Annotated in this window: 14 protein-coding genes; 4 read left to right on the top strand and 10 right to left on the bottom strand. The window is 60.5% G+C overall.

From position 1 onward, the window contains the following. Positions 1–71: 71 nt before the first annotated feature. On the bottom strand, positions 72–2,699 hold the full coding sequence (locus IPK17_RS07400; protein ID WP_343417041.1) for a PAS domain S-box protein: 2,628 nt from the start codon (positions 2,697–2,699) through the stop codon (positions 72–74). A gap of 959 nt (positions 2,700–3,658) precedes the next feature. On the opposite strand from IPK17_RS07400, the gene IPK17_RS07395 reads away from it, so the two are divergent. Continuing rightward, on the top strand, positions 3,659–5,983 hold the full coding sequence (locus IPK17_RS07395) for a sensor histidine kinase (RefSeq protein ID WP_343417040.1): 2,325 nt from the start codon (positions 3,659–3,661) through the stop codon (positions 5,981–5,983). On the opposite strand, the gene IPK17_RS07390 is transcribed toward IPK17_RS07395, so the two are convergent. From IPK17_RS07390 to gatC, 4 genes are all read right to left on the bottom strand, one after another. Next, on the bottom strand, positions 5,980–6,339 hold the full coding sequence (locus IPK17_RS07390; protein ID WP_343417039.1) for a response regulator transcription factor: 360 nt from the start codon (positions 6,337–6,339) through the stop codon (positions 5,980–5,982). The genes IPK17_RS07395 and IPK17_RS07390 overlap by 4 nt on opposite strands. Positions 6,340–6,513: 174 nt before the next feature. Next, complete coding sequence (locus tag IPK17_RS07385; RefSeq protein ID WP_343417038.1) at positions 6,514–6,825, bottom strand: diguanylate cyclase domain-containing protein; 312 nt, start codon at positions 6,823–6,825, stop codon at positions 6,514–6,516. Next, positions 6,773–7,315, bottom strand: a complete 543-nt coding sequence (locus tag IPK17_RS07380; RefSeq protein WP_343417037.1) for a response regulator — start codon at positions 7,313–7,315, stop codon at positions 6,773–6,775. The genes IPK17_RS07385 and IPK17_RS07380 overlap by 53 nt, the downstream gene beginning before the upstream one ends. A 3-nt stretch (positions 7,316–7,318) precedes the next feature. After that, complete coding sequence (gene gatC, locus IPK17_RS07375) at positions 7,319–7,612, bottom strand: Asp-tRNA(Asn)/Glu-tRNA(Gln) amidotransferase subunit GatC (protein ID WP_343417036.1); 294 nt, start codon at positions 7,610–7,612, stop codon at positions 7,319–7,321. 205 nt (positions 7,613–7,817) lie between these two features. Here gatC and IPK17_RS07370 point away from each other — a divergent pair, with 205 nt between their 5' ends. From IPK17_RS07370 to IPK17_RS07360, 3 genes are all read left to right on the top strand, one after another. Further along, entirely contained in the window at positions 7,818–8,573 is a 756-nt protein-coding gene (locus IPK17_RS07370) for a beta/alpha barrel domain-containing protein (RefSeq protein WP_343417035.1), read from the top strand. Between the two features lie 147 nt (positions 8,574–8,720). After that, the gene (locus IPK17_RS07365) at positions 8,721–9,554 is read left to right on the top strand and encodes a tetratricopeptide repeat protein (protein WP_343417034.1); all 834 of its coding nucleotides are present in this window, start codon (positions 8,721–8,723) and stop codon (positions 9,552–9,554) included. A 16-nt stretch (positions 9,555–9,570) separates the two neighbouring features. After that, on the top strand, positions 9,571–10,443 hold the full coding sequence (locus tag IPK17_RS07360) for an HpcH/HpaI aldolase/citrate lyase family protein (RefSeq protein ID WP_343417033.1): 873 nt from the start codon (positions 9,571–9,573) through the stop codon (positions 10,441–10,443). A gap of 147 nt (positions 10,444–10,590) precedes the next feature. On the opposite strand, the gene IPK17_RS07355 is transcribed toward IPK17_RS07360, so the two are convergent. From IPK17_RS07355 to IPK17_RS07335, 5 genes are all read right to left on the bottom strand, one after another. Next, positions 10,591–10,998 (bottom strand): DUF6157 family protein, encoded by a 408-nt coding sequence (locus tag IPK17_RS07355; RefSeq protein ID WP_343417032.1) that lies wholly within the window; start codon positions 10,996–10,998, stop codon positions 10,591–10,593. Between the two features lie 213 nt (positions 10,999–11,211). Continuing rightward, positions 11,212–12,777 (bottom strand): glutamine-hydrolyzing GMP synthase, encoded by a 1,566-nt coding sequence (gene guaA / locus IPK17_RS07350; RefSeq protein WP_343417031.1) that lies wholly within the window; start codon positions 12,775–12,777, stop codon positions 11,212–11,214. Next, the gene (gene xpt, locus IPK17_RS07345) at positions 12,774–13,373 is read right to left on the bottom strand and encodes a xanthine phosphoribosyltransferase (RefSeq protein ID WP_343417030.1); all 600 of its coding nucleotides are present in this window, start codon (positions 13,371–13,373) and stop codon (positions 12,774–12,776) included. The genes guaA and xpt overlap by 4 nt, the downstream gene beginning before the upstream one ends. A gap of 6 nt (positions 13,374–13,379) precedes the next feature. Beyond that, positions 13,380–13,706, bottom strand: a complete 327-nt coding sequence (locus IPK17_RS07340; protein WP_343417029.1) for an EthD family reductase — start codon at positions 13,704–13,706, stop codon at positions 13,380–13,382. Positions 13,707–14,158: 452 nt separating this feature from the next. Then, positions 14,159–14,587, bottom strand: a complete 429-nt coding sequence (locus IPK17_RS07335; protein WP_343417028.1) for a hypothetical protein — start codon at positions 14,585–14,587, stop codon at positions 14,159–14,161. Positions 14,588–14,678 lie beyond the last annotated feature (91 nt).

The following is a 14,678-nucleotide window of genomic DNA, read 5'->3' as shown; positions in this document are numbered from 1 at the left end:
GTAAGTGCTCCGTGGAATGTCCGCGCCAAGCCCCTATTATGGAAAATTCTCGGCGGTCGTCAAACCGCGGATCAGCGCGTGGCCGGCAGCACGATGACGAAGCGCGAGCCAACGCCGAACTCGCTGGTCGCGTGAATGATCCCGTCGTGCTGTTCGATGATGCGTTTGGCGATGGGCAGACCCAGTCCGAAGCCCGGCGTGGTGTGCGCTTCGTCCAGCCGCCAGAAGGTGTCAAAGATGTGCGGCAGGTCGGCGGCGGCCAGACCGATGCCCGTGTCGGCGATTTCCAGGTGCGCTTCGGTCGCGGTGAGGGTCAGCGTCACCGAAATGCGGCCCTCCGGTGGCGTGAAGCGGTAGGCATTGTGCAGCACTTCGTGGACGGCGCTGCGCAGGTATTCCGCATCGCCGGAGACGAAGACCGGGGCTGTGGGGAATTCAGTATGGAGTGCGGGTTGACCGCGAAACGTCATTTCCAACGCCAGACATTCGGTGCGCACCACATCGCTGAAATCCAGCGGGACGCGCGCAAACGTGTCGGCGCTCTCCGCTTTCATGAGGAGCACGAGTGACCGAATCAGGCGGTTGATGCGGTCAATCTCCATCTCCATCTGCTGCGCTTTGCGGGCGCGGCGTTCGCGGTCTTCCATGTGCGTCAGCAGGTAGAGGCCGGTGTTGAGGCTGGAGAGCGGCGTGCTGAACTCATGCGCGGCATCCTGAAAAAAGTTCGTGAGCAGCCGCGTCCGCTCTTTTTCTAACCGCAGGCTGAATTCGGCTTCTTCGCCGCGTTTGCGTTCGGTGATGTCGCGCGCGACGACGTAGGTGCTCAGGTAGTCACCGTCGGGCGAATAGTTGAAACGCGCGTGATCTTCCTGCCAGAAGTAGCTCCCGTTGCTGTGCCGGACGCGGTAGGTCAGCGTGAGGTTCGCCGCCTGCTGCGCAATCGCCGCGCCGATGCGCATGAGCATAGGAGCCCGGTCATCCGGATGCAGCGCTTCGACGAATTCATCCAGCGATAGGCCGAGGGTGGCGCCGGGGATGCGTCCAGACTGGCGGTCAAAGTTGGGCGAGGCATAGGCTACCCGGCTGTCCGCGTTAAAGATCACGATGCCATCCGAGACGTTTTCAGCGATCATGCGGAACATAGCCTCGCTGGCGCGCAGCGCCTCTTCCGTGTTGTTGCGCTCCGTCATATCGCGCAGAATGCTGCCGATCCGGTAGCCGTTGGCGGTGCGAATCGGGAACAGCACCCCTTGCACCGAGCGGGTGCTGCCATCCGGGCGCTGCACCACCGAATCGCGGGGTTCCGCAAACCAACTGGCGTTTCCGGTCTGCAAGGTGTCGAGCATATTCAGTTTCAGGCTGGCATACAACTCGGGGGACTTGAGGTGATCCTGGCCCAGTTCAAACTGCACATCCCAGAGCGGACGTCCGAGCGCGTGGGCCGCGTCGACGCCGGAGATGGCCGCCATGCCCGCATTCCATTCGATGATGCTGCCCCATTCATCGGTGAGGACAATGCCATCGATGGATTGTTCAACGACGGTGCGGAATTTCTGTTCGCCCTCGCGCAGCGCCTGCTCAAACAGCTTACGCTGCGTGATATCGCGCACCACACTCTGAAAATGGCGCGGTAGGCCGCGGTTATCCTGTACCAGTTCGATGTTGACTTCGGTGAAGATCGGCGTGCCGTCTTTGTGGCGGAAGGTGCGCTCATAGGGCGCGAGGTGGTCGCCGTGGAGCAGGCGCGCAAAGGCGGTCTGCTCAGCGGTTTGCTCGTCCGGCATGATCAGCGTCCGGTAGGAAAGTTGTTCGAGTTCGGCGACGGAGTAGCCGAATAGTTCCGCCGCGCGTTGATTGACGCGCTGGTGCTGCCCGTCGAGATCGAGGATGAACACGGCATCATTGGACTGTTCAAACAGCGCGGCATACTGGCTGGCCGCCTGCCGCTTGCCCGTCACATCCACGATAATCGAATACAGCGCGCGTCCGTCCGGCATGTCGACTGGACTGGTATATACGTCAACATCACGGATTTCACCCGAGGCCAGCCGGTGCTCGAATTCAAAGAAACTGGTTTTGCGCGTGCTGGCACGCTCCAGGTTCTCCCGGATTTCGGCTTCCGGCAGCGTATTCAGCTCGCCGATGCGCATCGACTTCAACTGCGCGCAGGAGTAGCCATAGAAGTCCGCCGCCGCCGTATTCGCATCTTTGATCTGCCCGCTGGCCACGTCAATCAACAGCTTGATGGCGGTGTGACTGTCGAACATCTGATAGTAGCGGTGTTCGCTGCGTTCGAGCGCCAGCTTCGCCTCTTCGCGGACGGTGACATCCTTCTGCGTGCCGACGAAGTGAATGATTTCGCCCGCGGGATTGCGCAGCGGGGAAACATGCAGCTCGTTCCAGAACATCGTCCCGTCTTTGCGGTAGTTGCGCAAAATGATCGGGAACTCGTTTGGCTGCGCTAATGACCACTGCGCGAGCTCACCCGCCAAGGCCTGCTGATCGCTGCCGAGCAGGAAATCCGGATTGCGCCCCAGCACTTCGGCGGCGGTGTAGCCGGTGATCGTTTCAAAGGCCGGGTTGATGTAGACGATGGGGAGCTGCGGGTCGCGCGCGTCGACGAGCATCACGCCGAACGGCGCATGCTCAATGATTTGCTGGTAAGGCCAAAGATTTTGGGCGAGTTCGGTGTCGGCCATCACGGACTTTTCAGGCTCACAGACGGTTGGGCGCAGACCGCCTCGTCTAACGGCATTAACTTTATTATAGCGCGAGTCACAGGTTGTAATAACTGAGCTAGGTCTTGAATGTGCTAAAACGGAAATTATTCACGGAAAATCCATAACAGCAGCGCGGTGGACGCCTCATTTCAGAATCGGCACTTTGTCTAACCTCACCCCGTTTCGCTGCGCTCAACCGCCCCTCTCCAAAGGGCTTGGGGACAGGACACTTTTAACAATTGAGCCATTGTAGGGACGCGCTTCTGCGCGTCCGTGACAGCGGACGGCCAGAAGGCCGTCCCTACAAAGTTTCGTTTAAGGGAAGACGGTCTCGAAACATTAAAACTGTCCTGCCGTGAACCAAAGGGCGAGGGGCAAGGGCGAGGCGGGTTGGTGGTGTCCCTCTCCCCACGGAGAGGGACGGCTTGCGGAGCAAGCAGGGTGAGGTTGAGCATTTTCACCAATTGTGAAATAGCCTCATGCCTCGTCCCTACAATTAAAAACCTACCCCTGACAGGAGGGGCCGTGTCCCCTCCCGTTCATGGGCGACCACAGAGGGTCGCCCCTACAGTCAATATCCGCGATCATTAGTTAAATGGCATCATTGTGTCCCTGCAGACAGACGGTGTTTCTCGCAGGGACGCGATTGATCGCGTCCGCACCATCCCAATGCCGACTTTCAGCCTCACCCCTCAATCTCCTCTTCGCTCGGGGAGAAGCCGGGGATTGAGGAACTTATTGGACACTGTTTTCAACTGCGACCCTCTGAAAATGCCGTCGTGGGCGCGCGGGTTCCCTCTCCCCCCCCCCCCCCGCCCCCGGCCCACGTTAAATGTGTCCTGCCCTCAACTGAATTGGGGATCGCGTCCGGTTTCTGCTCTGCTGAGTAGCAGACAAACCTGATATACTTTTCTTAATCTGAGTTTGGAAGCCCGTGTATGGTACGAGTAGCGAAGGCGCAGCAGTGGTTGAGCTTGCTGCAAACGCTCACGGCGCATTTTTCGCGCGCGCTCACTCCGCGCGAAGTCGCGCAGGTGATTGTCGACCATGCGAAGCCCGCAGTCGGCGCCCATCTGATCGTGTGCGTGCTGGTGGCCGAGGACGGCCAGTCGCTGCAAGCGTTGGACGCGGGCGGCGTTCCCGGCGCTTTGATGCAGGTCTACGGTCGGCTGCCGTTCGACAGCCCCACGCCGCTGGCGGAAATGGCGCGCACCGGCGAACCGATCTGGATCGAGACACAGGCGGAATACATCCGCCAGTATCCCACGATGGAAACGATTCTGCGCGATGTGACCAAATCGCACGCGATGGCCGCGCTGCCGCTGGTCGCCAACAACCGCTTACTCGGTGGGTTGGGCGTGAGCTTTCCCGAATCACGGACCTTCACCCGGGTGGAGCGAGGCTTTTTCATCGCGCTGGCGCAGCAGTGCGCGCAGGCGCTGGATCGAGCGCGGGTGTATGAAGAGGAGCATAAGGCGCGGGAGGCGGCGGAAGCGGCGCGTGCGCGCGTCGAACTGCTGCAAGGCATCGTGAGCGAATTGGTCAAGGCGCAGAGCATCGCGGAGATCGCCGAAGTCTTTCTCGCCGAGGTGCTGCCCATCGTCGGCGCGCAGCACGGCTCAATTTCGCTGCTGTCGCCCGACCGCACCTATCTGGAGTTCGTCGGCAACCCGCGCCTCTCGGGCCCTATGCTCAAGGCGAATGCATTTGTGCCGATGAACGTGGTCGCGCCCGGCACGGATGCGGTACGCACGCAGACGCCCATCTGGATTGAGAGTCAGCAGCAGTACGCGGAACTGTACCCGCACCGGATCGCGTGGCTGCAGGCGAACATGAATTTTCAGGCGGCGGCTTACCTGCCGCTGCTCACCGAAAAGGGCGTCATCGGCGGGATCGCGCTCGCGTTTGAACAGCCCCGCGTGTTCACCCTCGCCGATCGTAAGTTCCTGCTGACCGTTGTCGGACAATGCGCGCAGGCGCTGGATCGGGCACGCGTGTATGAGGCGGAACGACAGGCACGGCAAGCCGCTGAACTCACCAACACGCGCCTCGAACTGCTGCACGGCATCGCGGGCGAGCTGGTCAAAGCGCAGAGTGCCACCGAGATCGCCGCGATCTTCCTGAATCAGGCGCTGCCGGTGATCGGCGCGTTTCAAGGCTCGATCTCGCTGCTCAACGCGGACAAAACCTATCTGGAATGGGTTGGCCAGCCCAAGCTGCCGCCCGATACGCTCACCCGCTTTCCGCGCTTATACCTGACGATGGTCAATCCGGGCACGGACGCCGTGCGCCGCCAGCAGCCCATCTGGGTGCAGAATTTGCAGGAATTTGCCGAACAGTATCCCGGATTCATCGACGCGCAGCGCGCCGCCTCGGGCATGCAGGCGGGCGCTTACCTGCCCTTGAAGACGGAGAGCGGCACGATGGGCATGATGGGGCTCGGCTTTGACCATCCGCATCCGTTTGCGCCGGAGGAACGCCGTCTGCTGCTGACGATTGCCGGGCAGTGCGCGCAGGCGCTGGATCGCGCGCGCGCCTATGAGGCGGAACGCGCCGCCCGCCTAAAAGCGGAAGAGTCTGATCGGCTGAAAACTCAGTTTCTGGCGATGGTCTCGCACGAACTGCGCACGCCGCTCACGTCGATTCTCGGCTTTTCCAGTACGCTGCTGGCGCATGAGACGCTGGAGGTCGAACTACAGCAGCGCTTCATGGGCATCATCGACGAGGAGGCGCAGCGCATGAAAGTGCTCGTCGATCAGTTGATCGACCTGTCGCGGCTGCAGGGCGGCGTGCTGGAACTGACGTTGGAAGCGGTGCAGCTCGCCGAACTGGTGGCCGGCATCGAAGCACAGCTCCGCATGATCGCGCTGACGCACGATTTGCGGCTCAGCGTGTCGCAGGATTTGCCCGCGGTGCGCGCGGATCGGCTGCAGGTCGAACAGGTGCTGTTCAATCTGGTGAGCAACGCCGCGATCCACGCGCCGGACAGCACGCCAATCAGCATTGATGTGCGTGCCGCCGCGCGGGAAGATGGGGTGCAGGTTGAAGTGTGCGACGAGGGCACGGGCATCCCCGAAGCGATGTGGGACGAGGTGTTTCTGCCGTTCAAACAACTGCCGCAGAAGCGGCACACCGCGCGTAAAGGGCTGGGGTTGGGCTTGACGATTTGCCGAGCGTTAGTGGAAGCGCATGGTGGGAAAATCTGGATTGAGAGCAATCAGCCGCAGGGAACGCGCATTGTGTTTACCCTGCGCCACGCCTAAACGTCAAAGCCGAGCTCGGCAATCGCCGCGCGTAACTGCTCCTGTCGGAAGGGTTTGGCCAGCTTCGGGGTGGCTTGCACGAGGGGATCCTGCTTGTCGAGCACGCCAACATGCGCGCTGACGATCAACACTTTGACGTCTGACGCCTGCGCTTGCAGGTATTTGAGCAGTTCGACCCCCGACAGGCTCGGCAGCAAAATGTCGAGGATGACCAACTGCAGGTCGGGGAGCCGCTCCAGCGTCGCAATTGCGTCGACCACGTTGTCCGTCACCACCGTCTCAAAGCCCAATTTTTCCAGCAGAAAACGGAGCAGTTCTATCGTGTGGAGATCATCTTCCACAATCAAGGTACGCACAAGCTATGAACCTCATCGAAACAAGTCTGACAGAGAACCACATGCGAGGCGGAGGACGGGTATCAATGAACTGGCATTATAGCGCAGGACCAGGGCCGCAACACGAATACATGTTACTAAATCTTAACGTAGAATTGCGAAAAATGTCACTTAGATCGACGGAATCGATGGGCCTCATTCCCCGGTGATAGCGAGCGACATGAGCGGCACGCGCTGACCACCGACACTGATCTGCCCCGAGTCGGCATCCCGATACGAATAGAAGCTGCGCACGACGTCCTGAAAGCTGTGATCGATGGTGTCCGCGATCAGCTCGCCCGTGCCGGAGTGCGTGAGAATGACGAAGCGGTCGCCCTCAATGCCGACGAAATCGTCCGGCGTGCCCTGCTGACTCACCACTTCGCAGATCGCCTGCGCGGTGAACGCCAGCACATTATCTGCCGCCATAAAGCCATAGACTTCGCCGTAGGATTTGAATCCTTCCACTTCGATATACAGCCGCTGATAGGGGATCTCCGCGTAGTCGCGCCGCTGCAATTCTTCGTGGATCAAGATGCCGGTGGGCAGGCCGGTGCGCGCCTCGTGCAGGCTTTCGCGGGGTCGCGCGCGCAATCGACGTTTGCACGCGCAGGCGCAGTTCGTCAATGTCGAAGGGCTTGGTAATGTAGTCATCCGCGCCGAGCGAGAGCCCTTTGACCTTGTTGGCGCGTTCGTCACGCTGCGTCAAAAAGATGATCGGCATGTAGCGCGTGAACGAGGTCGCGCGCAGGCGCTGGCAGACATCGTAGCCGTCGAAGTCGGGCAGCATCACGTCGAGCAGAATCAGGTTAGGGAAGCGGGAGCGCGCCAGTTCGACGCCTTGCTCCCCGGAATCAGCATGGAGAACTTCGTACTGGTGCACGCCGAAATACATGATGAGCATATCGGCAACGTCATGGTCATCCTCGATGAGCAGCAGTCGTTTGCGTGCGGGCATGGTCTATTCGTCACCAAACACGGCATTCACGCGGAACTGGTTGTCATCGGCGTCCGGCGCATTGGCGACCACCTGCTCCGGCGTCAGCGCGGGCTGCGCGTGATCGGGACGCAGCACATTTTTGAGCGGCAGCACCGAGGCGGTCGGCGGGATGTGCGAGGTGTCGAGTTCTTGCAGGCGCTTGAAGTAGCCGAGGACCGCCGAGAGCTGCCCGGCATACAGCTTGACTTCATCTTCGGTCAGATCCAGCTTGGCCAGTTCGGCGATCTTGCGCACTTCGTCGTAGGAGAGTTCCACTGCTTTGTTCCTCCATGTGGGATCGCCACGATTATAACACCGTCTTTCGCCGGGAACGCAAAGGAGATCGCGGTGCGCCGCGCTCCGCTGCCAACTCGATCTTATGCGTTCATGACATGCGTTACGACTTTTTGGGGGCTTGCCAACAATCCATTTTTCGCATGAAATAGTAGGTGTTGCGCATACAGGATCTGGCGAACGGATTATGAACACAGCCTTGCCGCAAGTCCAAGACATTCTCTCACTGAAGCGTGAACGGCTCGAATCGCGCAAGGCACAGACGCCTTTGAATGCGCTCCGGGCGCTGGCCGGGATGCAGCGCCGACCGGAATCGATCCTGAGTACGATCAGTGACAATGTTCTGATTTTCGGACAAATCACCTATTCGCCGCGCGCTTATGATCCGGTGCAGCAAGCGCTCTCCTACTGGAAAGCGGGCGTCGATGCGGTGTGTATGTTCACCGACGACACGATCTACGAAGGCAGCGTCAACGACTTAACGCTGATCGCGCGGGCTGTCCCCGTCCCCACCATCAACCTGAACTATGTGTTCGACGAATACCAGATCGTCGAAACGCGCGCAGCAGGCGCTTCTGCGCTGACGCTCTACACCCGCCTGCTCGACCGCAGCACGCTGTGGTCGCTAGCCTCCGCGACCGTGCGCAATCGCATGACGTCGATTATCAGCGTGAATCAGGCCGAAGACGTCAAAACCCTGCTCGAATTCTGCCCGCCCGCGGTCGCGCTCGGCAAGCGCACCGACGACGGCGAACTCGATCTCCGCTGGATGCACTATGTGCGCTCGTTTATGCCCTTCTGCTCGCGCGTGGTCATCTCCACCCCGCTCAAATCTGTTGACGAAGCGCGGTCACTGGTCGCGCTGCGCCCGCATGCCGTCACCATTGAGCCGGATCTGCTGCCGGAAATCCAGACACTGCGCGCCATTTTCGCCCCTAACTAAGCTATACTCGCTGCTCTACGCAGTCCACTCCCAAGCCCGCTAGAATTAGACCCCCCCCCCCCCTCCCTGGGGCGGGGGGCAACCCGCACCCCCCCGCCCCCCCCCCCCCCCCCCCCCCCCCCCCCCCCCCCCCCCCGGGAACTGCCCATGCCTACCCCTGAATTTGATCATCTCTGGAACTATGGCGATCCGGCGGGGACGGAGGCGCGCCTGCGCGACCTGCTCCCCACGCTGGCTGACGCTGATTTACGCTTACAACTCCACACGCAGATCGCCCGCGCGCAGGGCTTGCAGCGCCAATTCGACGCGGCGCACGCCACGCTCGATCAGGTCGAGCGCGAACTGACTCCGGACACCCGGGTCGCACGAATTCGGTATCTGCTGGAACGGGGACGCGTGTTCAATTCGTCGGGCAGTCCAGCGACTGCCTGTCCGCTGTTTGAACAAGCGTTTGAGCAGGCGGCACAGGACGACTTTTACGCGGTCGATGCCGCGCATATGCTGGGGATCGCCGCGACGAAGGGTGACGAACGGCTGAAGTGGAATTTACGGGCGTTGGCTTTAGCCGAAGCCTCCACGCACCCGCGCACGCAGCAGTGGGCAGGTTCACTGTACAACAACCTCGGTTGGACGTATCATGACGATCAACGGTTTGTTGAGGCGCTCGACGTGTTCCAGCGCGCGCTCCGCTTCCGCGAGGCGCAGGGACAGGCGGAGTCGATCCGCATCGCGCAGTGGTGTGTCGCGCGGGCGCTGCGTTCGCTCGGACGGATCGACGAGGCGCTGCCGCTGCTGTATCCGCTGCTGCCCTTTGCCGATGGTTACACCTATGAGGAAGTCGGCGAATGTCTGCTGCTGCAGCAGCAAGCCGAAGAAGCCAAACCGTATTTCGCTAAAGCCCATGCGCTGCTCAGCGCGGACGAGTGGTTGGTCGCCAACGAACCCGCCCGATTGGAGCGGCTGCAGTCGTTGAGCCAGTAAGAGTGGAGAAAATGGGATGCGCGTGCGACGTGCTTTGTTGTTCATGCCCGGCGACAGCCGCGCCAAAATTGCCAAAGGCGCAGGTTTAGGCGTCGATTCGGTCATCATGGATCTGGAAGATGGCGTCGCGTATTCCCAGAAAGCTGCCGCCCGCGAGACCAGCGCCGCCGCGCTGCGCGAAATCGACTTTGGCCGCACTGAACGGCTTATCCGCATCAACCCAGTGGGCAGCGACTTCTACACCGACGACCTTATGCTCACCATCAGCGACCGCCCCGATGGTTACGTGCTTCCCAAAGTCGAATCCTCGACGCAGGTGCAGATCGTCTCCGAATGGCTGTATCAGGCGGAAAGCGAGAACGGCTTCCCGCAAGGCAGTATTCCGCTGCTCGCGATCATTGAAACGGCGCGCGGGGTCATCAACCTGCGCGACATTGCCCGCTCGGATCAGCGTTTGCAGGGATTGATCTTCGGCGCGGAAGATTTCGCCGGAGACATCGGCGCAGTGCGCACGCCCGAAGGCGCGGAAGTGCTGTATGCGCGCAGCGCGGTCGTGACCTATGCGAAAGCCTACGGCTTGCAGGCGATTGATACCGTTTATCTCATGCTGGATGATGAGTCGGGGCTGCAAACGGAGACGCGCCGAATTCTCGAAATGGGATACACGGGCAAGCTGGCGATCCACCCCAAGCAGGTCGCGCCGATTCAAGCCGTGTTCACGCCGACCGCCAACGACATCGCCGCCGCGCGCCGCTTGATCGAGGCGCATGACGCGCATCAGAAGGCGGGCAAAGGCGCGTTTCAGCTCGACGGCAAGATGGTCGATATGCCGATCATCCGCGCCGCACAGACGGTCATGGCAAGGGCGCAGGCCGCGGGGTTGGCTTAGGAATCCCACCCCCCCCGACCCCTCCCCGAATTCAGGGAGGGGAGACTGATAGAATCGTTTGTGTAGGGACGCGACACACCTCGTCCTGATTTCTGGAAACAAAAAGGACAAGGCAGGCCTTGTCCCTACTCCACCACAGCAATGACGCTACGCTCGCTTCGAGCGCATGCCTTTCAAATGCTTGAGCGTATCGGTGCTGGCGAACTGCTCGTAGGCCGCTGATCCGCGCGGGTAGAGCGCGACCCGCCCCTCCTCATCATGATGAAAACCCCACCCATAGCGTTTGCATAACGGCGATGTGCGCAGGCACGGCTGGTCCTTCGCGAAGAATTTTTCGCGTTCCGCCGCGCGCTGATCGTCGGGGATGTCATGGGTGCGCGCATACGTCTCAAACAGGATGTCTTCCTGCGTGTATTCGTAGGGATGCTCGGAGATCAGCTCAAAGTGAATGACGGCGATGGTCGGCTTATCGCCTTTGCGGGCGGGCACTTCCGCCGCCGGGACGGGACAATCCTCCGCCACTTCGATAAACGTGTTGTAGTAGTTATGCTCCATCGCGTTTCCTCACCTCTGCCGAACGGATTTGAATGCGAACTTATGTGCTAAATTATACTCAAAAAAGCGTCGGTGAGCAACTCTAACCTCACCTAAATCCCTCAAGGGAGGGGACTTAAAAGCGGGGCAAACCCCCGGGAGGCCGGGGGTCTCAAACCCGAATCAAAAAGGGCGCACAGCCGTGCGCCCCTACAAGACATTCGCTGGATGCGATTATTCCCACTCGATCGTGCCGGGCGGCTTGCTCGTCACGTCGTAGACCACGCGGTTGACGCCGCGCACCTCGTTGACGATGCGGTTGCTCACGCGGGCGAGCAGATCATAGGGCAGGCGCGCCCAATCCGCCGTCATGAAATCATCGGTGGTGACCGAGCGCAGCGCGATCACTTCTTCGTAGGTGCGGTTGTCGCCCATCACGCCGACGCTCTTGACGGGCAGCAGCACGGCGAACGACTGCGCTGTGCCTGTGCGCAGCAGGCCGAGCCGCTCCAGTTCTTCGCGGAAAATCGAGTCGGCGTGGCGCAGCGTTTCGAGGCGATCCCACGTCAGTTCGCCGAGGCAGCGCACCGCGAGGCCGGGGCCGGGGAACGGCTGCCGCCACACGACGCTGTCCGGCAGGCCGAGCGTCGTCCCGACCGCGCGCACCTCATCCTTGAACAGATCACGCAGCGGTTCGACCAGTTCGAACTGCAAATCTTCGGGCAGGCCGCCGACGTTGTGGTGACTCTTGATCACGCGCGACTTCTTGCTGCTGGCCGCCGATTCGATCACGTCCGGGTAAATCGTCCCCTGCGCGAGATACTTCAGGTCGCCGTACTGCGCTTGCAGGCGCTTGGCCTGATCGCTGAAGGTATCGATGAACTGCTTGCCGATGATCTTGCGCTTGGCTTCGGGTTCGGTGACGCCGCGCAGCGCGTCGAGGAATTCCTCGGTCGCGTCGACGGCGATCAGGTTGATGTGCTGTTCGTCGTGGAAGACCTGCACGACCTGTTCGGCCTCGTTGAGGCGCAGCATGCCCGTGTTGACGAACACCGCGATCAGCCGTGCGCCGATGGCCTTGTTGAGCAGCGCCCCGGCCACCGCCGAATCGACGCCGCCGCTCAAAGCGAGCAGCACATGCGCGTCGCCGACTTTGGCGCGGATGGCGCTCACCGCATCGTCGATGAACGCGGCGGGCGACCATTTCGCCTCACATGCGCAGACATCGAAGATGAAGTTGCGCAAAATCTGCGTGCCCTGCGCCGTGTGCCGGACTTCCGGGTGAAACTGCACGCCGAAATAGCCGCGTGTCGGGTCGCCCATCGCCGCATACGGCGAATTCTCGGAGGTCGCCAGTGGGATGAAGCCCTGCGGCGGGCGTTCGATGCGATCACCGTGGGACATCCACACATTCGTTTCCGGCGAGATGCCGTTGAACAGCGGGTTATCGCCGCCCGTGTGCATGATCAGCACCGCGCCGTATTCGCGCGACTGCGCCGGGGCGACCACGCCGCCGAGCGCGTGCGTCAGTGCCTGCATGCCGTAGCACACGCCGAGAATCGGCTTGCCCGTATCCAGCAGGAAGGCCGGAAGCTGCGGCGCGTCTGGTTCGTAGATGCTCGCCGGGCCACCGGACAGAATGTAGCCGCCCGGCTGATGCGCGTTGATCTTGGCGGCGTCCGCGTCGCACGGGAAGACTTCGGCGTACACGCCCTGCTCACGCACGCGCCGCGCGATCAACTGGGTGTACTGCGACCCGAAATCGAGGATCGCGATGCCGCCCTGCCGTAAATCGGTCATACATCTTCCTCGGAGAACTGGATCGAGCCGTTGTCCATGCTGACGATGGTGCACAGCGCTTCGATGGGCATGGTGTAACCCTTGGAGCGCATGAAATTACGCCCGCCTTCAAACGTCTTTTCGACGACCACGCCCACGCCCGCCACACGCGACCGTGCGCCATCGACCATGCGGACGAGCGCGCGCAGCGTCTGCCCGGAGGCGAGGAAGTCGTCGATGATCAGCACGTCCTGATCCGGCAGCAGGAATTCCGCCGAGACGAGCAGGTTGACCTCGCCGCCCTTGGTATGGCTGGGCGCGGTCTCCAGAAAGACCGGGCCGAACATGGTGATCGGTTTGGTCTTGCGGGCGTAGACGACCGGGACTTTGAGCACGTACCCCGTCATGAGCGCCGGGGCAATGCCCGAGATTTCCGCCGTGAGGATACGGTCGACTTTGACATCGGCGAAGCGCCGCGCCATTTCTTCGCCCATCTCGTACATCAACTGCGGGTAGATCTGATGGTTAAGCAAGCTGTCAATTTTGAGGATGCCGCTGCCAAGATTCCGCCCTTCGGCGGCAATGCGATCTCTGAGCGCTTTCATGTTCGTGGCCATAGGTGTTCACTCCGTGGGTGTAGAGCCGCCGACTTCTTCGTAGACTTCGGCAAAAAGCATATCGACTGTCCCTTTCGGGAACTGATTGAGGATGCCGCCCGCCGCCTGTCCTTCCGGAGAGCGCAGCGCCGCTGTCAGCGTATCGTAGTCGCTGAAGTAAACTTCGAGAATCCGGTAGGTGGTGGGCGTTCCCTGCGGACTGCCGAGGATGCTGATAACCTGCCGCCGGGTGATGTTCGGAATCCGTTCAATCTGCGCGAGGAAAGCGTTGTACGAGTCCTCAAACCGGGCGAGATCGCTCGGCTTGTGGAACATGAGCATGAATTTGACCATCGAGCCGCCTGTAGAATCGAAAAACCGGGCTGTGTCGCCCGGTTGCCCATTGTAACTTAAGTGGAGTTAAAAGTTAAAAGTCGAAAGTAAGGACAGGACAAGTCATGAGGCTGTTTAGGAAGTCATCTGAATATTCGCAGTTTCTCTCGTAGGGGCAAGGCGCGCCGGTAGCTGCGCAGAATAACGTGAAGTCGTTTTAGATGCAGCGGACGCAATGAATTGCGTCCCTACACAAGCACCGTCTTCTCGTAGGGACGCGATTTATCGCGTCCGCAACATTCCAAAACCGACCTGTAACCCATTTTCACGCTATTCTACGCACTTACGCCCCTACACAAGCGAAAACCATGCTTTGTCCAAATGGCTTCTCAGCAGCGAGGAAACACAAAATTAAAAGTTGAAAGCGAATTACCGATCACTTTTGACTTTCAACTTTGCCCTTTTAACTGCTTTTACGGTCGGCGGTAGTTGTCGGTGGCGTGCGTGGAGTAGCTCGGCTTATCGTCGCCGCGCAGAATCAGGCCGACGATCAAGCCGATGACGAAAATGATCGCCAGAGTGCGCCACGGGTTCGCCTTGACGCCTTCCGTCACATCCTCGCCGATATCCTCATACGAATGCTTGTTGAGATAGCGTGCCGCCCGCTCGAAACCCTTGGCGACGTTATCGGCGTGGTCGCGCACGTCGCTGCTCACATTCGCGTCACGGGCTTCCTTGCGGATGGTGTGCGCGGCACCGTGCAGGGTTTTGACCATGTCTTTCTTCGCGCCTTCGGCCTTGTGGCGGGCTTCGCGCCCGAATTCGCTGATGCTCTTGCCTGCATCATCCAGAATGTCTTCCGCCTTGTCCTGAATCGTGTCGTTCCGCTTGCTTCCAAACATGTCGAACACTCCTGCCTGTATTCACAGATTACCTTTATTATACTTGAAATAAATGTGGGATCAAATTACAGGTGGGTGAGAGCGGCTCAAC

The organism is Candidatus Flexifilum breve, assembly GCF_016713355.1.
Note: the sequence above shows the minus strand (reverse complement) of the source record. Positions and strands in the feature narration are given on the sequence as shown.